Source organism: Variovorax sp. DAIF25, assembly GCF_050711835.1.
Taxonomy (GTDB): Bacteria; Pseudomonadota; Gammaproteobacteria; order Burkholderiales; family Burkholderiaceae_C; genus Variovorax.
In genome coordinates, this window is sequence record NZ_CP136636.1 from 3,963,403 (window position 1) to 3,987,016 (window position 23,614).

17 protein-coding genes are annotated in these 23,614 nt (G+C 71.5%); 7 read left to right on the forward strand and 10 right to left on the reverse strand.

Translation table 11 applies throughout. The features are described from left to right. Nucleotides 1-63 precede the first annotated feature (63 nt). Both R0232_RS18460 and R0232_RS18465 read right to left on the reverse strand, forming a co-directional pair. Nucleotides 64-687 carry a pyridoxamine 5'-phosphate oxidase family protein gene (locus tag R0232_RS18460; protein WP_431509003.1) on the reverse strand — a complete coding sequence of 208 codons (624 nt, stop codon included), beginning with the start codon at nucleotides 685-687 and terminating at the stop codon, nucleotides 64-66. Then, on the reverse strand, nucleotides 684-1,886 hold the full coding sequence (locus tag R0232_RS18465; RefSeq protein WP_431509004.1) for an MFS transporter: 1,203 nt from the start codon (nucleotides 1,884-1,886) through the stop codon (nucleotides 684-686). The genes R0232_RS18460 and R0232_RS18465 overlap by 4 nt, the downstream gene beginning before the upstream one ends. A 78-nt stretch (nucleotides 1,887-1,964) precedes the next feature. Here R0232_RS18465 and R0232_RS18470 point away from each other — a divergent pair, with 78 nt between their 5' ends. Both R0232_RS18470 and R0232_RS18475 read left to right on the forward strand, forming a co-directional pair. After that, the gene (locus R0232_RS18470; protein ID WP_431509005.1) at nucleotides 1,965-2,867 is read left to right on the forward strand and encodes a LysR substrate-binding domain-containing protein; all 903 of its coding nucleotides are present in this window, start codon (nucleotides 1,965-1,967) and stop codon (nucleotides 2,865-2,867) included. 63 nt (nucleotides 2,868-2,930) lie between these two features. Further along, complete coding sequence (locus R0232_RS18475; RefSeq protein WP_431509006.1) at nucleotides 2,931-4,166, forward strand: MFS transporter; 1,236 nt, start codon at nucleotides 2,931-2,933, stop codon at nucleotides 4,164-4,166. Here R0232_RS18475 and R0232_RS18480 read toward each other — a convergent pair. Both R0232_RS18480 and R0232_RS18485 read right to left on the reverse strand, forming a co-directional pair. Further along, nucleotides 4,159-4,548: a hypothetical protein gene (locus R0232_RS18480; protein WP_431509007.1), complete on the reverse strand. Its 390-nt coding sequence runs from the start codon at nucleotides 4,546-4,548 to the stop codon at nucleotides 4,159-4,161. The genes R0232_RS18475 and R0232_RS18480 overlap by 8 nt on opposite strands. 107 nt (nucleotides 4,549-4,655) lie before the next feature. Continuing rightward, the gene (locus R0232_RS18485; RefSeq protein ID WP_431509008.1) at nucleotides 4,656-6,350 is read right to left on the reverse strand and encodes a M24 family metallopeptidase; all 1,695 of its coding nucleotides are present in this window, start codon (nucleotides 6,348-6,350) and stop codon (nucleotides 4,656-4,658) included. Nucleotides 6,351-6,431: 81 nt separating this feature from the next. Here R0232_RS18485 and R0232_RS18490 point away from each other — a divergent pair, with 81 nt between their 5' ends. Both R0232_RS18490 and R0232_RS18495 read left to right on the forward strand, forming a co-directional pair. Continuing rightward, entirely contained in the window at nucleotides 6,432-7,916 is a 1,485-nt protein-coding gene (locus tag R0232_RS18490; protein ID WP_431512906.1) for a PLP-dependent aminotransferase family protein, read from the forward strand. 108 nt (nucleotides 7,917-8,024) lie between these two features. Continuing rightward, nucleotides 8,025-10,301: a DNA/RNA non-specific endonuclease gene (locus R0232_RS18495; protein WP_431509009.1), complete on the forward strand. Its 2,277-nt coding sequence runs from the start codon at nucleotides 8,025-8,027 to the stop codon at nucleotides 10,299-10,301. A 9-nt stretch (nucleotides 10,302-10,310) separates the two neighbouring features. Here R0232_RS18495 and R0232_RS18500 read toward each other — a convergent pair whose 3' ends face one another. From R0232_RS18500 to R0232_RS18520, 5 genes are all read right to left on the reverse strand, one after another. Continuing rightward, nucleotides 10,311-10,886 (reverse strand): methylated-DNA--[protein]-cysteine S-methyltransferase, encoded by a 576-nt coding sequence (locus R0232_RS18500; RefSeq protein WP_431509010.1) that lies wholly within the window; start codon nucleotides 10,884-10,886, stop codon nucleotides 10,311-10,313. Further along, entirely contained in the window at nucleotides 10,883-12,106 is a 1,224-nt protein-coding gene (locus R0232_RS18505; RefSeq protein WP_431509011.1) for a YbfB/YjiJ family MFS transporter, read from the reverse strand. Before R0232_RS18505 ends, R0232_RS18500 begins: the two co-directional genes overlap by 4 nt. 72 nt (nucleotides 12,107-12,178) lie before the next feature. Next, a complete protein-coding gene (locus R0232_RS18510; protein ID WP_431509012.1) occupies nucleotides 12,179-15,385 on the reverse strand; it encodes an amidohydrolase family protein in 3,207 nt (1,068 codons plus the stop codon). Nucleotides 15,386-15,565: 180 nt separating this feature from the next. Further along, entirely contained in the window at nucleotides 15,566-18,637 is a 3,072-nt protein-coding gene (locus R0232_RS18515) for an FAD-binding and (Fe-S)-binding domain-containing protein (RefSeq protein ID WP_431509013.1), read from the reverse strand. A gap of 29 nt (nucleotides 18,638-18,666) precedes the next feature. Next, the gene (locus R0232_RS18520) at nucleotides 18,667-19,374 is read right to left on the reverse strand and encodes a GntR family transcriptional regulator (RefSeq protein WP_261205684.1); all 708 of its coding nucleotides are present in this window, start codon (nucleotides 19,372-19,374) and stop codon (nucleotides 18,667-18,669) included. A 131-nt stretch (nucleotides 19,375-19,505) separates the two neighbouring features. Between R0232_RS18520 and R0232_RS18525 the strand changes: the two genes are divergently transcribed. The 3 genes from R0232_RS18525 to R0232_RS18535 all read left to right on the forward strand — a co-directional run bounded on the left by R0232_RS18525 (nucleotide 19,506) and on the right by R0232_RS18535 (nucleotide 22,672). Further along, nucleotides 19,506-20,750, forward strand: coding sequence for a pyridoxal-phosphate-dependent aminotransferase family protein (locus tag R0232_RS18525; RefSeq protein ID WP_422096961.1), 1,245 nt, complete (start codon nucleotides 19,506-19,508; stop codon nucleotides 20,748-20,750). A 139-nt stretch (nucleotides 20,751-20,889) separates the two neighbouring features. Next, nucleotides 20,890-21,867 carry a Bug family tripartite tricarboxylate transporter substrate binding protein gene (locus tag R0232_RS18530; RefSeq protein ID WP_203201054.1) on the forward strand — a complete coding sequence of 326 codons (978 nt, stop codon included), beginning with the start codon at nucleotides 20,890-20,892 and terminating at the stop codon, nucleotides 21,865-21,867. A gap of 13 nt (nucleotides 21,868-21,880) precedes the next feature. Beyond that, entirely contained in the window at nucleotides 21,881-22,672 is a 792-nt protein-coding gene (locus R0232_RS18535; RefSeq protein ID WP_431509014.1) for a fumarylacetoacetate hydrolase family protein, read from the forward strand. Here R0232_RS18535 and R0232_RS18540 read toward each other — a convergent pair. After that, on the reverse strand, nucleotides 22,621-23,583 hold the full coding sequence (locus R0232_RS18540) for a LysR family transcriptional regulator (RefSeq protein ID WP_431509015.1): 963 nt from the start codon (nucleotides 23,581-23,583) through the stop codon (nucleotides 22,621-22,623). The genes R0232_RS18535 and R0232_RS18540 overlap by 52 nt on opposite strands. Nucleotides 23,584-23,614: the final 31 nt, after the last annotated feature.

Consider the following 23,614-nt stretch of genomic DNA (forward strand, 5'->3'; position numbering starts at 1 on the left):
CCTCCTGAAGACGAACGAAGGGTGCCAAACCCTCAGTCCTTCGCAAAAAAAATTTGCGCCTCTTCAGTAAAGCGTGGCCTTCTGCCGCGCCGGCAGCTCGCGGTCGTAGCTCGCGCCGTCGAAGGCGGCATCGGTCAGCGCCGACAGGATCGCGCCGGGCGTGGGCACGTCGGGCCGCGCCTCGTCGGGCCGCGGCGCCCACAGCCGCGAACGCTGGATCGCGCGGGCGCACTGGAAGAACACGGTGTCCACGGCGATCTCGATCACGCACTGCGGCGCCTTGCCCTCCACCGCGAAACGCGCGAGCAGCGTGGGATCGGCCGTGATCCGCGCGCGGCCGTTGACGCGCAGGGTCTCGCCCACGCCCGGGATCAGGAACAGCAGCGCCACGCGCGGATCGGCCACGATGTTGCGCAGGCTGTCGATGCGGTTGTTGCCGCGGCGCTCGGGCATCCACAGCGTCTTCTCGTCCTTCACCGCCACGAAGCCCGGCGGATCGCCGCGCGGCGAGGCATCGAGGCCGTCCGGCCCGAGGGTGGCGAGCACCGCGAACGGCGAGGCCTCGATCAGCGCCCGGTAGGACGGATGCAGCCAGTCGATCTCCTTCTTGAGCGAGGCTTCGCCGGGCTGGCCGAACAGGGACTGGAGCTGGGCCAGGGTCTGGATCGCGTGCGGGTCGTGGGTCATGACGGTCGATGGTGAAGGGAATCCCGGGAGGGCTCGAGTTTCGCGGCACTGCGCCCGCAGGCGATGGCCATGGCGGCCAGCAGCACCGCCGCCACGCCGTAGACCCAGGCCGACGAGGCGATGGGCAGCAGCAGCCCGGCCAGCACCGGCCCGGCGCCCGCGCCGATGTCGCGCCAGGTCGAGCGCGCGGCCAGCGCCTGCACCCGCTCGGGTCCGGGCGTGCGGTGCGCGACGATGGGCGCGATCAGCGGCAGTTGCAAGGCGCGCAGCACCACGATCAGCGCCGCGCAGCTCCAGAGCCAACCGAGGCCGAAGCCCACCAGCGCCAGCGCCGTGAGCAGCGACAGGCTCACCAGCAGGCGCTCGGCGCCGAAGCGCTCGGCCATGCGGCCGCCCACGGGACCGAGCGCGATCTCGGAGAAGTAGCGCAGCGCCATCAGCACGCCGGCCACCACCACCGCCGCGCCCGGCAGCAGGTCCTTGCCGAGGTACGACAGGCCGACGATGAACAGGCCGTCGAGCGCCAGGCCTTCCATGAAGGACCAGCCGTCGAGGCTGTTCGGTCGCTGGAAGCGCTTGGCCGCCACCGCGACCGGATGCGGCGCCGTCGGCAGCCGGCGCGCGGCCAGCAGCCCGAGCAGCGCCACCGCGGCCAGCAGCCAGAAGATGGTGCGCGGCCCGCTCCAGTGCGCGAGCACCGCGCCCAGCGGCAGCGCCACCACCGGACCGAGCGCGATGAAGGCGCGCGAGCGGCCGCTGCGGCGCGCGGCGCCCACGGGGTCGGCCGTGGCCAGCGCCTGCGTCGAGAGGTTGAAGGCCGCGAAGCACAGGCCCCAGAGCAGCCGCAGCGGCAGCAGCGCCCACAGCCCCGAGAGCGTGGCATAGCCGAGGCAGCACAGCACCGCGCCCGCGACGGCCAGCGTGCAGGTGCGGCGGTCGCCGTGGCGCGCATAGAAGTCGGCCACCCAGCCATAGCCGGCGATGCGCACCAGCCGGTTGGCCGCGAGCAGCAGCCCCGCCTCGGCGAGCGTGACGCCGAACTGCGCGGCATACATCGGCAGCAGCAGGTAGAGCACCACGTCGCCCGGCAGCGCGAGCCCGAGCGAGAGCGCGGCGTGGCGGGAGTTGCGGTCGGTGGTGGAGACAGAGGCCGCGGACGTGGCGGGGACGGAAGCGGAGCGGCGGGAAGAAGATGACATCGAGCCCGCATCGTGCGCCCGCGGAGGCCGAGCCGACAAACGACATTAACGCGCCGCATGCGTGACAAAATCGCACGCATGCCGTTCCGTGAGCCTCCCCTGAACGCCGTGCGCGCCTTCGCGGCCGCGGCGCGCCACCTGAGCTTCACGCGCGCGGCGCACGAACTGCACGTCACCCACAGCGCGATCAGCCGCCAGATCAAGGGCCTCGAGGCCTTCCTCGGCGTGGCGCTGTTCGAGCGCCGCATCCGCCAGGTCGCGCTGACCGCCGAAGGCCAGCAGTTCTTCGCCGAGGTCGAGCCCGCGCTGGCGCAGATCGGCGCCGCCGCGCGTGCCTTGCAGGCGCAGGGCGCGGCGCGCACGGTGCGCATCAACGTGCGGCCCTCGTTCGCGGTGCGCTGGCTGATCCCGCGCCTGCCCTCCTTCGTCGAGCGCCATCCGGACATCGAGCCGCAGGTGGTCACGAGCACCGTGATGCCCGAGCAGGTGGCCGACAGCTTCGACATCGCGGTGCGCCGCGGGCTCGAGGGCTGGCCCGGCGCGATCGCGGTGCAGCCCTTCCTCGAGGACGAGGTGCTGGTGGTCGGCGCGCCCGCGCTGTTCAAGGCCCATCCGCTGCGCGACCTGCGCGCGCTGGCCGCGCACGTGCAGCTGTCGGCGCGCACGCGCAAGGAGGACTGGGAGGCCTGGAAGAAGCAGGTCGGCGCGCCTCGCGTGCGGCCGGCCGGACGGCTGCAGTTCGACCACCTGCATTTCGTGCTGCAGGCCGCGGTCGACGGCCTGGGCATCGCGCTCGCGCCGACCTCGCTGGTGTCGCACGACCTGGCCTCGGGCCGGCTGCACTCACCGCTGCCCGCGCTGCGCATGCGGCTCGAGCGCTACTACTACGGGCTCGCGCCGGGCGCGGCGCCCGAGGCGCGGCAGGTGGCGGACTGGTTCGAGGACATGCTGCTGGCGCAGCAGGCCGAAGCCGTGGGCTGAAGCCCGTCTTCACGGGTCCGTTTTCGGCCAGCCCGATGCGGGGCGGTCCGTGACCATCGGGTCATGTCCTCCACCCTGCCCCGCCCCTTTCTCCACCTGGCCCACGCCAACCTCGCGGCGCAGTCGGCCGAGCAGCTCGGCCTGGCCGCGGTGCCGCTGGTCGCGGTGATGGCCTATGGCGCGGGCGCCGCCGAGACCGGGCTGCTCGCGGCCGTGCAGACCTTGCCCTTCCTGCTGCTCGCGATGCCGCTGGGCCTGCTCGCCGATCGCATGCCGCGCCGGCGCCTGATGCTGCGCGCCGAAGTGCTGCGCGCGCTGTCGCTCGTGCTGATGCTCGCCGTGCTGGCGGCGCCGTGGTCGGCGCGCATGGGCATCGCGGGCATGGCGCTGCTGGGCTTCATCGGGGCGATCGGCACCGTGGCCTTCAGCGTCGCGGCGCCCGCGCTGGTGCCCGAGCTGGTGCCGCGCGAGGCGCTGGCGCGCGCCAATGGCCGCATCGAGCTGGCGCGCAGCGCGGCCTTCGCGGCCGGCCCCGCCGTGGCGGGCGCGCTCGTGGCCTGGACCGGCGCCGGCGCGGCCTTCGTGCTGGCGGCGGCGCTGTCGGCCGCGGCCGTGGCCCTGCTGTGGAAGCTCCCCGAGCCGGCGCGCCGCGTGCCCGCCGCGCGCCATCCATGGACCGAGCTGCGCGAAGGCGCGCGCTTCGTGCTGCGCCATGCCTGGCTGCGGCCGATGCTGCTGACCGGCGCCATCTTCAACATCGCCTGGTTCGTGCTGCAAGCCGGCTATGTGCCGCATGCGGTGCGCGCGCTCGGCCTCGGCGCACAGGGCGTGGGGCTCACGCTGGCGATGTATGGCGCGGGCATGGTGGCGGGTGCGCTGCTCACGCCGCGCATCGCGGCGCGCACGAGCCCGGGCCGCGCGATCCGCGTCGGTCCGTTCAGCGCCGTGCTGGCCGCGGTGTTGATGGCATCGACGCTGCGGTGGCCCAGCGCCGGGCTTGCGGCCTTGTCGCTGTTCGTGTTCGGCGCCGGGCCGATGGTGTGGACCATCAGCTCGACCACCCTGCGCCAGGGCGTGACACCCGCGGGCATGCTGGGCCGCGTCTCGGCCGTGTTCCTCACGGTGAATGCCGGCGCGCGGCCCGTGGGTGCCGCACTCGGCGCGGCGGCCGGCGCGCTCTGGGGCGAAGCCGGCTGCCTGCTGCTCGCGCTCGCGGGCTTCGTGCTGCAGGCGGCCGTGATCGCGCTCGCGAAGCTCGATGCCGCACCCTCGGAGGCGGCGTTGCGCAGCCCTACTTGAGCGTCGACCAGACCATCGCGCGGCAGCCCGGCTGGTTGGCGGGCGGCAGCAGGTCGCAGTTGCGCAGCGCCTGGCGCTGGTTGTCGTTCATGCGATCGTAGCGATCGCGGTCCCGGTCGCGTTCGCGCTCCCAGCCACCACCACCGCCACCACGGCGGCGGTAGTCGTCCGAGTGGCGACGCGATTCGATGTCCTGCAGGTTGTCGCGGCCCTGGCGCGAGAGGTTCTCGTTCTGCAGGCAGCGCGCATAGGCCGAGCTTTCGGGGCGGAAGCCATAGGCCATGCAGTTCTGCTCGTCGCGCATGCGCTGTTCGCGCGCATGCTCGCCGGGCGTCACGCAGCCCGCGAGCAGCGTGCCCGCGGCAAGGGCCGCGAGCGCCATGCGCGGCGCGGAAGAACGGAAGGTGCGAGGAAGAAAAAACGGCCTGGGTTCGATACGGTTCACAGTCATTGCCGAACTCTAGGCCGCAGAGCTAGGAATGATCTGAATCAATTCTTAAGAAGCACGTCCTCGAAGAAGGCGCCGATCGGCCGTTCGAGATCGCGCACCTGGACCTCGAGCACCCAGATGCCGTCGCCCGGAACGAAGTCGGCCTCGGCCAGGCGGTGCTTGCCGTAGAGCGCATGCGGAAAGTCCGAGACGCGGTGGCCTCCAGTCTCGCGCACCAGCGCGCAGCCCTGCGTGCGCGCGAGCTCGCTCGCGAAGTCGTAGAGCGCGGCGCCGCTCAGTCCCTGCCGCCAGGCCTCCTGCGCGCGTTCGAAGATGTCGCGCGCCGCGCGCGTGACGCGCGCGTGGCCGGCATCGGCACCGCGAACGAAGGTATCGCCGTAGTCGCCCTCGTAGCCGTCCCACACCGGACCCAGGTCGACGGTGTAGACGTCGTCTTCGCGCAGGCGCCGCTGCCGATCGACCGGCTCGCGCGAGGTGCGCTGCGTGTCGGGCCCGAAGCGCACATAGGTTGGATGCCAGTTGTAGGCGGCGCCGAGTCGCCGCAGATGCCGGTCGGCCACCGCGATCGCCTCGCCCGTGGTCATGCCCGGTTCGATCAGCGCAGCGATCTGCGGCAGCGCCTCCATCGAGCGGCGGCGCGCCTCGAGGATGCCGTCGCGCGTGAACGTGGCGCCCACCTTCTCCCAGGGATGGCGCGCGACATGCGGTGCGCCTTCCTTCGTGCTCGGGAGAAACACCTCCGAGACGAAGCGCGCCTTCGGCAGCCCCTCGGCCTGCAGCAGCGCGCGTGCGTCGCGCACCATGGCCGGGTTGCCGCAGGCATAGACGATGGTCCGTGCCCAGTCGTGCACGGCCTTCAATGCCGCGTGCTGCACATGCTGCTTGCCCTCCACGCGCGAAGACGGCACCGCGGTCCAGCGAAAGCCCGCGTGCACGCGCGCCATCTCGTCGAGCCATTCGGCCGCATAGCAATCGCCGGCCTCTGCCACGCCCCAGTAGAGCGACACCGTGCGGAACGCGCCGCCCGCGAGCGCCGTCTGCAGGATCGGCCGAACGCCCGCGAAGCCGGTGCCGGTGGCCAGCAGCACGAGGTGCTCGATTCCGTCGGCGGGTGCCTGCCACACGAAGGCGCTATGGGGCCCTTCGAGCTCGAGCAGGTCCGCGGGCCGCAGCGCCGCGAGACGCTGCTCGGTGAACAGGCCGCCCGGCATGCGGCGGATATGGAACTCGAGCCGGTTCGAGGCTTCGCCCTCTTCCGACGGCCGATTGGCGATCGAGAAGCTGCGGCGCTCGCCGTCCTCGAGCACGAACTGTGCATGCTGGCCTGGCGCGCAGCGGAACGGCTCGGCGCTCTGCAGTTCGACCACCAGTCGCGTGACCTTGTCCGTGAGCGGCTCGCAGATCACGACCTTCGCGGAATGCCGCGATGGCGCGAGCGCCGGCGCGCTCCAGTGCGCGAAGCGCAGCCGCAGGTCGCTGGTGGCGCGGCACTGGCACATCAGCAGTTCACCCGCGTCGACCTGGTAGGCCGCCTCCGAGGGCGGCGCGATGCGCTCGACGCCGCCCTCGAGCAACTGCGCGCGGCAGGAGCCGCATTCGCCGCGCTTGCACGAGAACGGCACGGCCACGCCCTGCGCCAGGGCCGCGTCGAGCAGGCTGCCCGCGTCATCGAGGGGAAATCGCGGGCCGTCGGGCGCGAGGGTGCAGAAGAAATGCGTGGGCTTCGTCGTCATGGGAGCTTCGTGGGTGGAATGCCTTGGACGCGAATCTAAATAGAATGTGGCCTTGCTTGTAGATCCATTTCGGAGAAAGCGATAAGGCCACTTTCCAGCCCCCCGCAGGCCCGGCGCACGCCATCGAGCCTCGATCTCGCGACCGAACCGCCGCGCGAGGGCGAGGCCAAGCAGGCCTGGATCTACCGCCAGATCCGCGCCCGCATCCTCGACGGCGCGCTGGCCAAGGGCGCGCGCCTGCCCTCCACGCGGCAGCTCGCGCAGCGCTGGCAGGTGTCGCGCGTGACCGTCGACGCGGCCTACGACCAGTTGCGCAGCGAGGGCTACCTGGTCAGCCGGGCCGGATCGGGCACCTATGTGGCGGCGCAGGTGCCCGACCGCTTCTTCGAGGCCGGCGACGCGAAGCGGCGCCCGGCCACGCCCCGTACGCGGCCGGCCTGGAAGACCGACATGGCGCCGCTCGCCGCCACCGAAGCCCACCAGGCCTTCATGGCGCGCGTGGCCGATCCCTCGCTGTTCCCGCTCGATCTCTGGCGCCGCACCTTGCAGGCCAGCGCGCGGCGCGTGACCGCGGCACAACTGGCCGACGACGATCCCTTCGGGCTGCTGGCATTGCGCGAGCAGATCGCCGGCTACCTCGGGGTGGCGCGTGGCATCGCCTGCGAGGCCGAGCGGATCGTGATCGTCTCGGGCATTCGCGAAGGGCTCGACCTCTGCGCGCGGCTGCTGCTGGCGCCCGGCGACAAGGTGCTGCTCGAGGACCCCGGCTACCTGCATGCCGCGCCGATCTTCGGCCACCACGGGCAGCAGCTGATCCATGTCCCGATCGATGCCGAAGGCTTCTCGGTCGCGCAGGCGCGCCAGCATGCGGGCGCGCGGCTCGCGCATGTCACGCCGGCGCACCAGTCGCCCAGCGGCCTCACGATGCCGGTATCGCGCCGGCTCGAACTGCTGTCATGGGCCGAGGCCGCGAAGGCCTGGGTGGTCGAGGACGACTACGACAGCGAGTTCAGCTACGACAGCGCGCCGCTGCCGGCCTTGAAGAGCCTCGATGCCGCCGATCGCGTGATCCACTGCGGCAGCTTCAACAAGACCCTGTTCGGCGCGCTGCGCATCGGCTACATGGTGCTGCCGCGCACGCTGGTCGCCGACTTCCGCCGCGCCTGCCACATCGCCGGGCGCTCCACCGGCGTGATCGAGCAGATGGCGCTGGCGCGCTTCCTCGAGAGCGGCGACTTCGCGCGCCATGTGCGGCGCGCGCGCATGGTCTATGCGCAGCGCCGCGACCTCGTGCTCGGCGGCCTGCGCGCGGCGCTCGAGCCCGCGCGGCTGCATGTCACCGGGGAACACGCGGGCTTTCACCTCGTGTGGTGGCTGCCGCCGGACATGGCACTGGCGCCGTTCCTGCGCGCGGCCGCGCAGCGCGGGCTGCGCTTCCAGGCGATCTCGGATTTCTGCCGGCGCAAGGACCTGCCGCCGGGGCTGGTGATCGGCTACACGGCGATGGACGACGAGGCGCTGCGCCAGCACGTCGACGAACTGCGGCGGCTGATCCAGAACGCCTGACGCGGCCGTGCCTTTGCATCGTCCTGTCATCAAGGCCCTCTAAAAGGCGAGCGAGACGGTCCGCGAATCCGCAATCGCCGCCGCCCCCGCGGCCAATTGGAGGAGAACATGAACGAGCCCGCCCATATCGGTGTCGCCGCGCGCCAGCGCATCCAGCAGCAGGCCGAACAGATCCAGCGCTCGCTCGATGCGATCGGCGCCGGCCGGCCCGGCGACGCCGAGCCCGAGATGCTGCGCCGCAGCGCCGTGCTGCAGCGGCGGATCGGACTGCCGGTGCAGGAGGCCGTGCGCGAGGCGCCGCATTCGGGCGCGGAGAAGGTCTGGGGCAAGACGATCGACTTCGTCGATGTCGCGTTCCTGCAGCGCGGCGCCTATGCGGCACGCGCCGTGGCACGGATCGTGACGCGCGACGGCCAGGGCCTCGGCACCGGCTTCATGATCTCGCCCGTGCTGTTCCTCACCAACAACCACGTGATCGGCTCCAAGGCCGACGCGGCGGACCTGCTGGTGGAGTTCGACTACGAGCGCGACCTCGCGGGACGCCCGCGCGTGCCCACGCGCTTCGCCTTCGCGCCCGAGGCCTGCTTCCTCACCAACGACCAGGACGACCTCGACTACACCGTGCTGGCGGTCAGCGGCCGCCTGAGCGGCCCCGGCGTGCTCGCGGGCTACAGCTTCCTGCCGATCTCCGCGGCCCGCGACAAGCACCAGCTGGGCGACCACGCGAACATCGTGCAGCACCCCGACGGCCGCCTGAAGGAAGCCGTGCTGCGCGAGAACCAGCTGGTCTCGCGCGCAAGCACCACGCTGCACTACGTGGCCGACACGGAGCCGGGTTCTTCCGGCTCGCCGGTCTTCAACGTGCTGTGGCAGGTGATCGCCCTGCACCACTGGGGATCGCCGCACCGCGACCTGCTCGACCAGAACGGAAAGCAGATCGCCAAGACGGTCAACGAAGGCATCCGGATCAGCGCCATCGTGACCGACATGAACACGCGCAAGAGCGGCTTGCCGGCGCGCGAGCGCGAGAAGATCACCGAGGCCATCGCCGCGGGCCTGGACCCGCAGGTGGTCTCGTCCGTCGAGTCCGCACCGGCCGTGGCGCATGACGCTTCGCTCGGTGCATCGGTCAACGTGGCCAGCGACGGCACGGCGACCTGGACCATCCCGCTGCGCGTGAGCGTGCAGCTGGGCGGCTACCCGGCCCGCGGCGGATCGCCAACGCCCGCGCAGGACACCGCGCCGCAACCGCATGCCGACGCGGCGCCGTCGAGCACCGGCGAAGAGGCGCGGGTCCAGGTCGATCCGGACTACGGCAACCGCGACGGCTACCAGCCCGACTTCCTGCCCGGCGTTGCCGTTCCCCTGCCCAAGCCGCGCGGTGCGGCGGCCCTGCGGGCGGTATCGGTCAACACCCGTCCCAAGGCGGGCCGGCCCAAGTACGAACTGCCGTACGAGCACTTCAGCGTGGTGATGCACAAGAAACGGCGGCTGGCCTGCTTCACCGCCACCAACATCGACGGACGGCTGGCCAAGAGCTACGACCGCAGCACCGGCGTCATCGCCGCCTTCCATCCGGGCGAGGAGGAAGCGGACGAGGCCCCGGAGGCCAGCGAGCTCTGGTTCATCGACCCGCGCATCCCCGAGGAAGAACAGACCCCGCCCGCGCTGTACGCGGGACAGACGGCCTACGACGCACAGGGCGCGGCCATCGTCGACAAGCGCAAGGCGGACCATGCGAACCGGATCTTCCAGCAAGGCCACCTGACCCGCCGGCAGGATCCGCTCTGGGGGCCGGACGACATCGTCGTGCGCGCCAATGCCGACACCTTCCACGTGACCAACCGGTCGCCGCAGGTGGGCTTCTTCAACATGGGCAAGAGGAAGCCGGGCGCCGAAGCCGCCGCGCACGCGGGCGGTACCCTGTACTGGCGCGCGCTCGAGGACTTCGCGCTCAACAACGCGGTGGCGGACCAGGCGCGCGTCAGCGTGTTCACCGGACCGGTCTTCGACGACGAGAACGACATTCCGTGGGAGCGCGGCATGCCCGAGATGGCCGGGTTCAAAGCCCCGCGCGAGTACTGGAAGATCGTGCTGCGCGTGGAGGACGACCGCCTGCAGGCGACCGCCCTGAGCATCGACCAGACGCCGCTCATCGACTACGTGCCCGAGGCCGCGATGTCCGAAGCGGCACTGGCGCGCGTGAGCTTCGAGAAGGTGAAGCGCTACCACGTGAGCATCGCGGAACTGGAGCGCAGGACGGCGCTGGATTTCGGCGCGAAGGTGCGTGGCGCCGACACCCATCCGGGCGGGGAGCGGCGCGAGGTCGCTTCCTTGAGCCAGTTGCTGAGCGTTCCGCGCGCGCCGGGCCGCCGGCGCCGCTGAAACTCGCTCCTAGAACAACGACGCCATCCCGTTGGGCCGCGCGCCCTCGATGTCGAGCATCCTGAGCTTGGTCAGCGCCCCGCCCCCGGCCGAGAAGCCACCGGGCTTGTTGCCGGCCGCGAGCACGCGGTGGCATGGCACCACGGGCGCGAAGGGGTTGAGGCCCATGGCCTGGCCCACCGCGCGCGCCAGCGTCTTGTCGCCCAGTTCCTCGGCGATCTCGCCGTAGGTGCGGGTCTGGCCCGGCGGAATGCGCCGCGCGAGCTCGTAGACGCGCCGATGGAAATCGGACAGGCCGCGCATGTCGAGCACGATGTCGCGCAGGTCGTCCTGCGCACCTTCGAGCAAGGCTTGCACCGCCGCGATCGCGCGTCGCGCCTCGGCGTTCGGCTCGGCCTCGGACAGCTCGGGAAAGCGCTGGCGCATGCGCCGGAGCGCTGGCTGCAGCGTGGGGTCGTCCTGCGGCAACTGCACGCCGACCAGCCCCTGCGGGCCCCAGGCGATGCCGCAGACGCCGAGGGCTGTGTCGAACACGGCGAAGCCGGGCGTGGCGGCCTCGTCGGCGAACGGAAGCGCCTCGTTCATGCGGGTTCCAGCGCATGCTGGCGCGAGGCCAGCACGGCACCGAGCCACAGCGCGATCGCCGACCCCACGAGGCCGCGCGCCAGCCCGCCCGGTCCGTCGGAGATCCAGCCGGTGATGGTCGGGCCCACGATCTGACCGAAGGCGAACACGATGGTGAAGACGCTGATGCCCTGGGCCCAGCGCGAGGACGGCAGGTTGTGGCGCACCAGCGCGGTGGTCGAGGCCACCACCGAGAGGAACACGCCGCCGAACAGCAGCCCCGAGACCAGCGCGATGGGCGCCGAGGCGCTGAGCACCGGCAGCAAGGTCGCCACGCCCAGCAGCCCGTTGAGCAGCGCCTGCGGCTGGCCGCCACGGTAGCGGTCGAGCAGCCCGGCCCACAGCCGCGACGAGGCGATGCAGGCGATGCCCAGCAGCGAATAGAACAGCGTGACGAAGCCCGCGCTCGCGCCCTGCTCGCGCAGCAGCGCGATCACGAAGGTCATGTAGCCGATGTAGCCGATGCCGAAGAAGGCATAGCCCGCGAGCGCCCAGCCGAAGCGCCGCAGCGCGACCGGCGCGCCGGTTGCGGCACCGGGCGCCGCGGCGGCGGGCGCGGGCGCGGGTCGATCGGGCAGCGCGCGGCCGGCCCAGGCCAGCAGCACCGTCGCCACGCCGCTGGCTACGGCCAGCGCCCACCAGGCCCAGGCCCAGCCATGCGGTTCGCCCGCGGCGGCCTGCAGCACCTGCGGCACGAGCAGCGCCGAGGCCAGGATGCCGAAGCCGGTGCCGCCGTAGTAGATGCCCAGCAGCAGGCCGCCGCGCGAGGCATCGGCCTCGCCGAGCCGCGCGGCCATCAGGCCGCCCGCCACGAACACCCAGGCGCTCGCGATGCCCGCGAGCAGCCGCTGCAGCAGCAGCGCGGGCGCCGCGGTGACGAAGCCGCTGCCGGCCATGAACAGGCTCGCAAGCACCGCGCCCACCACCAGCAGCCGGCTCACGCCGAAGCGCCGCATCAGCGCCGGCGTGACCAGCGCGCCGACCAGGTAGCCGACCGCGTTGGCGGTGTTCATGCCGCCCGCCAGCGCATAGCTCCAGCCGAGGTCGTCGCGCATCGGCGGCAGCAAGAGCGCATAGGCGAAGCGCGTGATGCCGAGCGAGACGGCCGCGCCCATCGACAGGGCGAAGGCCAGCCGCAAGGTGGGCGGCACGGGGGCGGAGGAAGTCAGGGTGGTCGACATCGGGCGGTGCGCGGGGGATGCACCATTCTGCGGCAGCCGGCGCCGCCGCGCTGTCGCGCCCGTCGCGGCCACTCAGTGCCCGTGGCTCATGCTCGCGCAGTCGCCCGGTTCGACGCGGCAGCGCCGGGCCAGGACCTCGACCGCCTGGCGGCGCTGGGCCAGGACCGGCGGCGCGCGAAACGGCGCCAGGATCTCGGCCAGCGACAGGCTCACGCCGTTCTTCATGACGTGCTCCACGGCCGCCGCCGCCTTCAGGTCCTCGAGCGGATTGCCACGCACCATCACCAGGTCGGCCAGCTTGCCGACCTCCACGGTGCCCAGGTCGCCATCGACCCGGCTCATCCGCGCGGCGTCGATGGTCAGGCTGCGCAACGCCTGGTGGTTCGACCCCACCAGGCCGGCCGCGCGCAGGTTGGTGTGCAGCGCGATGCCGGGCGCCACCAGCGGCGTGTCGGAGCCGATCGCCAGCCAGCCGCCGGCGCGCCGGACCTTGGCGACCTGCTCCGCCTCCTGGCGCACCGCCTGCAGCATGCGCTCGCCGGGCACCGCGGTGCCGGCCAGGGCCGGCAGGAAGCTCGGCGGAATCAGCAGCCCGACCCGCTCGTCGGCGAGCATCGCCGCGTCCTGCCCCACCAGCGCCAGCGAAGCGAACGAGGTCTCGACCAGCGGCATGCCGGCCTGCGCGTACAGGTCGTGCACGTCCTGGTAGCTGATGCCGCCGGTCGATTTCGACCAGCCGTAGCCCATGCGCTCGGTGGCCGACAGGTGCGTGGTGCCGCCGATGCCGGCGGCCGCGCCCGGTGCCACCAGGTGCGTGCCGGTCGGCACGCCCATGTCGAGCCCGGCCTGCGCGATCCTCGCCATGACCGGGATCGGCGCGCGCACATAGGACTTCAGGTAGTCCACGCCCATCGTCCTGGCCTTGGCGATCTCCAGGTCGGCCACTTCTGGCGTACGCAGCGTGCGCGAGAAGCCATAGGAGACCCGGTTGCCTTCCAGCAGCTGCGACGACGCGAACAGGCGGGGCCCGACGAGCTTGCCGGCGTTGAGCGCCTCGCGCATCTCGATGCCCTGGTGCAGCGCGTTCCCGACCGATTGCACCGAGGTGACGCCATAGGCCAGCATCGATGCGGCCACCTGGCCGAATCCGACATCCAGCGCATGGAAGTGGGAATCCCACAGGCCCGGCATCACCGTCAGCGCCGACGCATCGATGAACCGCGCCGCGGCGCGGGCCGCCGCCGGGTCGTGCGGACGGATCGCGACGATGCGGTTGGCCTCGATCACGATGTCGACGTCGCTGCGCAGGCTTTCGCTGTTGCCGTCCCACAGGCGCCCCGCGCGCACGATCGTCGTGCCCTTCGGGCTCGCCTGCGTCCACGAGAGCGTCACCGGCACTTCCGTCGCGCCCGATCCGTCGGCGGCGATGGTCTTGAGCTTGTCGGCGGCCTTGTAGAGGATGGTGCGCGAGTCGCCCGCCCACGACGGCAGGTCGGCCGCCTCGCGCGTGATCGCCACCGCCGGCCCCGCGGGCGCGCCGCTCGGCTGGAGCGGCATCACGTGCAGCACCGAATCCATGATGAAGGCGACCTTGGTGCCGTCGGGCGAGACGCTCGCGGCGCCCTCGTCGCGGTCGGAGACATGCCGCGGCGCTTCGGCCACCGCGTGGAGGGTGCTGGTCCGGCCCGCGATGTCGATCACGCGCAGCTTGTTGTAGCCCTCGCGGAAGCGGTTGTTCACGCGCTCGTTGTCGACCAGCAGCACCTTCTTGCCGTCGGGCAGCCAGGACGGCCGGCTCACCAGCGGCCCGCTCGCCGTGACGACGCTGCGGGACGTGCGCGAGGCCATGTCCCAGATGTCGATCTGCCCCGCGCTGGTGCTGTAGGCGATGCGGTCCCCGGCCGGCGACATCTTCGGCGCGTACATCGACTGGGCGCGGACCGCGGCCAGCCTCGTGCGCTTCATCGAGCCGATCTCGATCTGGTCGATGGTCAGCGCGCCCGCGTTGTCCTTCTCGGTGGAGAAGTAGACCGACAGCCCGTCGGGCGTGAACTGCGGACCAGCGTCGCGCGCGGTGTCGTGGGTCAGGCGCACCGGCGCCTGGCCGATCCGCATCACCCAGACGTCGTTGAGCGCAACGAAGGCCACGCTGCGCCCGTCCGGCGAGATGACCGGCGCGCTGATGCCGCGGACCGGCTGCGGACCCAGGATGTCGAAGCCGTGGTCCTTGCCCTGCCCGGGCACGGGCCGGCGCACCGTCAGCGTCGCGCCGAAAGGCACGCTGGTCGGCTCGGCGCCCTTCGCGTCGCGGATGCGGATGCGCCCGTCGGCCGTGTACATGAAGCGGCCATCCGCCAGGTGGCGCACCGGGAACGGAAACAGGTCCTCGCCCGCGGCCACGTCCTGGCCGCCGACCGTCAGCGCGCGGCGCTCGTTCTGGAACACCAGGCCCTTCCCGTCCGGCGTCCATGCGGGCATGGTGCCGGTGGCGACACGCACCGGCGGCTCGCCGCCGTCGATGCGCTTCGTATGGATGGCCGCCCCGGCCACGAAGGCCAGCTGCTTGCCATCGGGCGACACCGCCGGGTTGCTCTCGGCACCGGGCCCCGTGGTGAGCGCCGCATAGTCGGTCCCGGCGAGCGAGACGCGCCAGATCTTGTACTGCCCGTCGTTGCCTCGGTCCGAGGCGAAGACCAGGCTGCGGCTGTCGGGTGTCCATGCCGGCTCGCGATCGTCGTGGGGACCGCCGGTCACGCGTCGCAGTTCGGCGCCATCGGGCTTGACGACCCAGAGGCGGTAGTTGCCCTCGGCGTCGTAGTTCTGGAACGCGATCCACTGGCCATCGGGTGACCAGGCCGGCGCGGTCGGCTCCATCTCCCAGCCCGTCACGCGCCTGGCGTTGCCTCCGTCCATCGGGATGATCCAGAGCGCCCCCAGGGCCGTGAACGCGACCTGCCGGCCATCGGGCGACGGCGCGGCCGCCATGTTGGTGCCCTCGTGGAAGTTGACCGACACGTCGCGGGTCGCACCCCGCAGGGTGTTCAGGCTCGTGACCGGCAAGGGCGCCGCGACCGGCGCGTCCCCGGGCGGACCGAATGCGGCGGCGATCCGTCCGCCGTCGTTGCCGCCGCCGCAGCCGGCCATCGACCCGCAGGCGATGGCGAGCACGCCGAGCCGGACCGTGCGCGCGCGAGGTGGACGAGGCCGGCAGGGTGCGCGCGGCGCCGCGAGCGAAACCAGTGGGCGTGCAAGGGCCATCGCATGCTTTCGCATGGTCATGGTTGTCTCCGATTCTTCTTTTCCGCAACTGCGTTGCGGTTCGCACGCGAGGTGGATCCATCGCGCGGGCGGATTCTTTGCATCGCCCCTGACAATCAACTTACGAGAATTCATTGAAGAATTCAATGCCCCGAGGCATGGGGCGCCGCACGCGCGAAGGGGGCCGCCGACGGCTGCCGCTCAGTGCGCCGCGGCGTCCGCGTGCACCAGCAGCCGCTCGAGCAGCACTGCCACGTGCACCGCCTCGCGCTGCGCGCCATCGGCGATCTGGTGCCGGCAGCTCGTGCCATCGGCCACCACGATGGCACCGGGCTTGGCGCGGATCGCGGGCAGCAGGCTGGCCTCGGCCATGCGCATCGAGACCTCGTAGTGGCTGGCCTCGTAGCCGAAGCTGCCGGCCATGCCGCAGCACGAGCTCTCGATGAGTTCGGGCGCGGCGCCCGGGATCAGCTTCAGCACCTCGAGCACCGGGCTCACCGCGCCGAAGGCCTTCTGGTGGCAGTGGCCGTGCAGCAGGATCGGCGCCTCGGCCGGCTTGAGCGCGAGTTCGAAACCCCCGGCACGGACCTCGCGCGCGACGAACTCCTCGAACAGCAGCGCCTGCTTCGCCACGGTCTCGGCCTTCTCGCCGAAGCCCATCACCAGGGTCTCGTCGCGCAGCGTGAGCAGGCACGAGGGCTCGAGGCCCACCACCGGCACGCCCGCGCGCGCCAGCGGCAGCAAGGCATCGATCAGGGCCTCGGCCTTGCGCTTGGCTTCGTCGACCATGCCGCTGGCCAGGTAGGTGCGGCCGCAGCAATGGTGCGCGCCGCGCTTCTCGACCGTGTGCAGCACATAGCCCGCGGCCTGCAGCACGCGCGCGGCCGCGAGCGCGTTCTCGCTCTCGAAGGTGCCGTTGAAGGTGTCGACGAACAGCACCGCGGCCTTGCCGCCGCGCCGCGCGATCGCCAGCACGGTGTCGCGGTCGGCGAACAGGCCGGGCTCGCCGTCCCTGGCGCGCCAGAAGGTGTCGCTGCGCCAGGCCGGCAGCGAGCGCCTGGCCGAGAAGCCCAGCAGCTTCTCGCCGAGCCAGGCGGCGCCCGGCATGCTGTTGCGCAGGTTCAGGAGCCACGGCAGCCGGCTCGCGCGGTGCGCGTAGTCGGGCAACTGCGCCACCAGCCGGTCCCTGAGCGTGTGGCCATGGCGCCGCTTGTAGTGGGCCAGGAACTCGATCTTCATCTTGGCCATGTCCACGCCGGTCGGGCAGTCGCGCTTGCAGCCCTTGCAGCCCACGCACAGGTCCATGGTCTCGTGCAGGGCCTCGCCGGTGAAGGCGTCGGGGCCGAGCTGGCCCGACAGCGCCAGCCGCAGCGTGTTGGCGCGGCCGCGCGTGAGGTGCTGCTCGTCGCGCGTGACGCGGTAGCTCGGGCACATCGTGCCGGCGTCGAACTTGCGGCAGTGGCCGTTGTTGTTGCACATCTCGACCGCCTTGGCCAGGCCGCCGGTGCTGTCGCCGCCGGTGCCGGGCGCGGAGGTCTGCTCGGTCACCGGGTCGGCATTCACGTTCCAGGCCGACCAGTCGAGCACCGGCTTGAGCTCGATGCGGCGATAGGGCTTGGGCGCGGTCGGCGGCGCGAAGCGGAACAGCGCGCCGTCGTCCATGCGCGGCGGATCGATGATCTTGCCGGGGTTGAACAGGCCGACCGGATCGAGCTTGTGCTTGATCGCGCGGAAGGCCTCGTTGATCGCGGGCCCGAACTGCCACTCGATCCATTCGCCGCGGCACAGGCCGTCGCCGTGCTCGCCGCTGAAGGCGCCCTTGTACTTGCGCACCAGCGCCGAGGCCTCCTCGGCGATGGCGCGCATCTTGGCCCCGCCATCGGCGCGCATGTCGAGGATCGGCCGCACGTGCAGGGTGCCGACCGAGGCATGCGCGTACCAGGTGCCGCGCGAACCATGGCGCGCGAACACCTCGGTGAGCGCGTCGGTGTATTCGGCCAGGTGCTCGAGCGGCACGGCGCAGTCCTCGATGAAGCTCACCGGCTTGCCGTCGCCCTTGAGGCTCATCATGATGTTGAGGCCCGCCTTGCGCACCTCCCAGAGGTTCTTCTGGCGCGCCTCGTCGGGCATCTCGACCACGCTGCCCGGCAGGCCCAGGTCGCCCATCAGTTCCACCAGTCGAGCCAGCGCCTGCAGCAGCGGCGCCTTCTCGGCACCCGAGAACTCCACCAGCAGGATCGCGGCCGGCTTGCCGATCAGCGCGGTCTGCACCGTGGGCTTGAAGGCCGGGTTCGCGAGGCTCAGCTCGATCATCGTGCGGTCGACCAGCTCGACCGCGGTGGGTCCGAGCTTGACGATGTGCTGCGCGGCATCCATGGCCGCATGGAAGGTCGGGAAGTTGACGATGCCCAGCACCTTGGCGCGCGGCAGCGGCGCCAGCTTGAGCGTGAGGCTGCGCGTGTAGGCCAGCGTGCCCTCGGCGCCGATCAGCAGGTGCGCGAGGTTCACGCTGCCGTCGGCCGTGTAGGGCTTCTCGCTCTGGTTGTCGAAGATGTCGAGGTTGTAGCCGGCCACGCGGCGCATCACCTTGGGCCAGTTCGCCGCGATCGCCTCGCGGTGCTGGCGCGCGAGGCCGCGCACGAACTGCGCGATGCCCGCGGCGCGCACGCCCAGCGTGCCCACGGGCCCGAAGTCCACCAGCTCGCCGCTCGACAGCCAGGCGCTCGCGCCGAGCACGTTGTGCACCATGTTGCCGTAGGCGATGGAACGCGAGCCGCAGGAATTGTTGCCGGCCATGCCGCCCAGGGTGGCCTGGGCGCTGGTCGACACGTCGACCGGATACCAGAGGCCGTGCGGCTTGAGCTGCGCATTGAGGTGGTCGAGCACCAGCCCGGGCTCGACGGTGGCGGTGCCGGCCTCGAGGTCCAGGTCGAGCACGCGCCGGAAATGCTTGCTGTTGTCGATCACCAGCGCCGCGCCCGTGGTCTGGCCGCACTGGCTGGTGCCGCCGCCGCGCGCGAGCACCGGCACCTTGAGCTCGCGCGCCACGTCGATGGCGGTGGCGATGTCGCGCTCGGTCTTCGGCACGAAGGCGCCGACCGGCGTGATCTGGTAGATCGAGGCGTCGGTGGCGTAGCGGCCGCGCGAACCCGCGTCGAACAGCACCTCGCCCTGCGTCTCGGCGCGCAGGCGGCGCGCGAGCGCCTCGCAGGTGTCGTTGGGCGGCAGGACGGTTCCGGCGGGCTGGATGCGGCTGGCGGGTTCGATGAGCATCGTGGGTTTTCTTTGGGGGGAAAGCGCGCTCAGGGCGCCTTGGAACGGGTCTTCTTCGCGGGCGGATAGATCTCGCCCTCGCGCAGCAGCTCGAGCACGGTGTCGCGCTTGCGCAGCACGTGCGCAACCAGCACCTTGCGCATGGCGGCGGCATCGCGCGCGGCCAGCGCCTCGATCATCTGTTCGTGCTCGGCCACGGCGCTCTTCCACTTGGCCTCGTTCTGGTTGGTGCGAAAGCGCAGCGACTGCACGCGCGCATTGATCGAGCGGTAGGTGTTCGACAGCACCGGGTTGCCCGCGGCCTCGTTGATCGCCGAATGGATGCGCGCATTGAGCCGGTAGTAGCCCGAGAGGTCGTGGCGCGCATAGCAGGCCAGCATCTCGTAGTGCAGCGCGCGCACCTCGGACAGCTGCTCCTCGGTGATGCGGCGCGCGGCCAGTTCGCCCGACATGCCCTCGAGCATCGACAGCACCTCGAAGGTGTCGATCACGTCGGCCTCGGTGAGCTTGACGGCCACCGCGCCGCGGTTGGGCAACAGGTCGACCAGGCCCTCGGCCGCGAGCAGCTTGATCGCCTCGCGCAGCGGCGTGCGCGAGACGCGCAACTGCAAGCAGAGCTCGCGCTCGTTGAGCTTGGCGCCCGGCGCGATCAGGCCTTCGACCAGCATGGTGCGCAGCCGCGCCGCGACCTGGTCGTGCAGCGCGAGACGGGAGATTTCGATGATTTCGGCGGTCATGGGATGCGTTCTTTCGGCCTCGTGATTGCATTTTGAATGCAAAAAAGAACACCCACAACCCTTGAATTTCAGGGTAAACCAGCAGAACAAAATGAATTTTGAATGCAAAACTGGCGCCGAAAGGACCCGCCATGCTGCAACTCGACCTCCATCCCACCGGCCGTCACTTCCTCCAGATCCCCGGCCCTAGCCCGGTGCCCGACCGCATCCTGCGGGCCATGAGCCTGCCCACCATCGACCACCGCGGGCCCGAGTTCGGCACGCTGGGCCTGAAGGTGCTCGGCGGCATCCAGCAGATCTTCAAGACGAAGCACCCGGTCGCGATCTACCCGGCCTCGGGCACCGGCGCCTGGGAGGCCGCGCTCGCCAACACGCTGAGCCCGGGCGACCACGTGCTGATGTACGAGACCGGCCACTTCGCCTCGCTGTGGCAGAAGATGGCCACGCGCCTGGGCGTGTCGACCGAGTTCCTCGCCTATGCGGGCAGCGACGACCAGTTGCCGAACGCGCCGAGCTGGCGCCGCGGCGTGCAGGCCGAGCTGATCGAGGCGCGGCTGCGCAAGGACACCGAGAAGAAGATCAAGGCCGTGTGCGTGGTGCACAACGAGACCTCGACCGGCGTCACCTCCGACATCGCCGCCGTGCGCCAGGCCATCGACGCGGCCGGCCATCCGGCCCTGCTGATGGTCGACAGCATCTCGGGCCTCGCGAGCGCCGACTTCCGCCATGACGAATGGGGCGTGGACGTCACGGTCAGCGGCTCGCAGAAGGGCCTGATGCTGCCGCCGGGCATCAGCTTCAACGCGCTCTCGCCGCGTGCGCTCGAGGCCTCGAAGCGCGCGAAGCTGCCCAAGGCCTTCTGGGCCTGGGACGAGATCGTCGAGATGAACAAGGACGGCTACTGGCCCTACACGCCCAACACCAACCTGCTCTACGGCCTCTCGGAATCGCTCGACATGCTGCTGGGCGAAGGGCTGGACAACGTGTTCGCGCGTCACCGCCGCTGGGCCGCGGGCGTGCGCGCCGCGGTCCAGGCCTGGGGCCTGCCGATCCAGTGCGCCGACCCGGCCGTCTATTCGCCGGTGCTCACGGGCGTGATCACGCCCGAGGGCGTCGATGCCGATGCGCTGCGCCGGCTGATCCACCAGCGCTTCGACCTCTCGCTGGGCACGGGCCTGGGCAAGCTCAAGGGCCGCATGTTCCGCATGGGCCATCTCGGCGACAGCAACGACCTCACGCTGGTGGCGATGGTCGCGGGTGTCGAGATGGGCATGAAGCTCACGGGCATCAAGCTCGCGGGCAGCGGCGTGCAGGCGGCGATGGACCATTTCGCGAGCCATGCGGCCGCGCCGGTGGCACTGAAGAAGGCCGCCTAGCGACACAGGGAGCCTCGATCGATTCCAGGCCGCAGCGCGCCGCTCGAACGGCGCGGCGGCCTCGGCGCGAGGGCCGCACGGACATGCGCCCTTCCCGCCCCGCATCCGACACCCCCATCCATCCACGGAGACAAGCACGATGCAACGACGTTCCCTGATCCAGGCCGCGACCGCCGCGGCCGCCACGCTGGGCGTGCCCCGGCTGTTCGCGCAGGACTGGCCCAACGCGCCGGTGCGCATCGTGGTGGGTTTCCCGCCGGGCGGCGGCACCGATGCGCTGGCGCGCGTGGTGGCGCAGAAGCTCACCGTGATGTGGAACCAGCAGGTGATCGTCGAGAACAAGGCCGGCGTGGCCGGCGTGCTCGCGGCCGACTACGTGGCGCAGCAGCCGAGCGACGGCAGCACGCTGCTGATGGCCCACATCAACAGCCATGCGCTCGCGCCCAGCCTGCAGCCCAAGCTGCGCTACAGCGTGGAACGCGACTTCGTGCCGATCGTGCTGGTGGGCGTCACGCCCAACCTGCTGATCGCGAGCCCGGCGCAGAAGGCGCTCACGGTGAAGGACATCGTGGCCGCCTGCAAGGCCGCGCCCGGCACGCTGAGCTTCGGCTCGGCCGGCGCGGGCTCGGCGCAGCACCTGGCGCTCGAGATGTTCAAGCTGCAGGCAGGCGTCGATGCGCTGCACGTGCCCTACAAGGGCAGCGGGCCGCTCTTGGCCGACCTGATGGGCGGGCAGATCCAGTACAGCTTCGAGACCATGACCGCGGCCACGCCGCACGTGAAGAGCGGCCGCGTGCTCGCGGTGGCGCAGACGCGCACCCAGCGCGCCAAGGGCCATCCGAACGTGCCGACCATGCAGGAGCAGGGCTTCCAGGGCTTCGAGGCCACCACCTGGTACGGCCTCGCGGGCCCGGGCAAGCTGCCGGCGCCGATCGCGCAGAAGGTCAACCGCGACGTCAATGCCGTGCTCGCCATGCCCGACGTGCAGGAGAAGCTCGACACCTACGGCGCCGAGGACGGCGGCGGCTCGCAGGACAAGTTCAGGCAGTTCATCCACACCGAGATCGCCAAATGGGCCAAGGTGGTGAAGGACGGCAACGTGCGCGTCGAATCTTGAGAAGATCGGCGGCATGAACGCACACACGACCACCCTGCCCCCTTCTCTTTCCGCGCTGGCCGACGCCCTCGTCGCCGCGCGCCGCGCCGACCGCACGCTCGATGCCGTGCCCTGGCTCGACACGCTGCACGAGCCCGCCGAGGCCTATGCGGTGCAGGACGCGGTGGCCGCGGCACTCGGCTGGTTCGACGCGGGCACCCTGCCCGGCTGCTGGAAGTCCGGCGGCGGCTCGCGCAATGCGACGCTCACGCATGCGCCGCTGCCGCCCGCCGGCGTGCGCCAGAGCCCGGCCGATTGTTCCGACCTCGTGTTCCACCAGCCCGGCATCGAGGCCGAGATCGCGCTGCGCCTGGGCCGCGAGGTCACGCCGGCGCTGGCCGCCTCGCTCGCGCAGGAAGACGCGGCCGCGCTGGTCGATGCCATGACCGTCTCCATCGAGGTCTGCGATGCGCGCTGGCAGGACCGCGAGGCCGCCACGCCGTTGCTGCGGCTGGCCGACTCGCAGGTGCACGGCGCGCTGGTGCTCGGCGAATGGCGGCCCTTCGCCGCGATCGACTGGGCCTCGCAGCGCTGCGAAACCAAGATCGGCAACGCCGACACGGTGGTGCGCGAAGGCAGCCATCCGCTGGGCGATCCGGCCTGGCTGCTGCCGATCTGGCTGCGCCATCTCACGCGCCATGGCCAAAGCGTGCCGGCCGGCACGGTGGTCACGACCGGTTCCTGGATCGGCCTGCTGCCCTGCGCGCGCGGCGATCAGGTGACGGCCGATTTCCCCGGCATCGGCGCCGTGCGGCTGCGCGTGTAGCGCCCGCCGCCCACGCCCGAGCAGGCCACGAGGAAGTCGAGCACCGCGCGCACCCGCGCCGGCAGGGTGCCGGCCTTGCCGATGTAGACCGCGTGGATCGGCTCCACCTCGTTCGGGTTGAACTCCTCGAGCAGCGGCACGAGCCGGCCCGCGTCGATGTCGTGTTGCGTGTGATAGAGCGACAGCCGCGTGATGCCCGCGCCCGCGATCGCGAGGTGGCGCAGGGTCTCGCCATCGCCCGCGCGCACCGGGCCGGCCACCGGCAGCAGGATCGTCCGGCCGTCGATGCGGAACGGCCAGTCGGGCGCGCTGCGCCGGTAGGTCCAGCCCAGGCGGCTGTGCGCCTCGAGTTCCTGCGGCGTGCGCGGCGTGCCGTATTTCGCGAGGTAGGACGGCGCGGCCAGGATGGTCTGGCTGGTGTCGCCGATGCGCCGCGCCACCAGGTCGGAGGCCGGCAGCTGGCCCCAGCGGATCGCGATGTCGGCGCGCTCGTCCATCAGGTCGACGATGCGGTCGGTCAGCGCGATGTCGAGCGTGATCTGCGGATGCAGCTCGATCAGCTTCGGCACCAGCGGCACCAGCATGTGGTGGCCGAAGGACACGCTGGCATTGATGCTGACCCGCCCGCGCGGCGCCGCGCCCGCGGCCGCGCAGCGCTCGGCCTCGTCCATGTCGGCCAGCACGCGGTGGCTGCGCTCGTAGAAATGCAGGCCCTCGGGCGTGAGCTGCAGCTTGCGCGTGGAGCGGTGCACGAGCTGGATGCCCAGCCGCGCCTCGAGCCGCGCCACCAGCTTGCTGACGGCCGAGGGCGTCATGCCCAGCAGCCGCGCGGCGGCCGAGAAGCCGCCCGCGTCGACCACCTGCACGAAGGCCTCCATCTCGCCCGAACGGTTGACCTCGATGCGCGGCATGGCGTGTTCCCCGGTGGATTCGGCTTGTGAG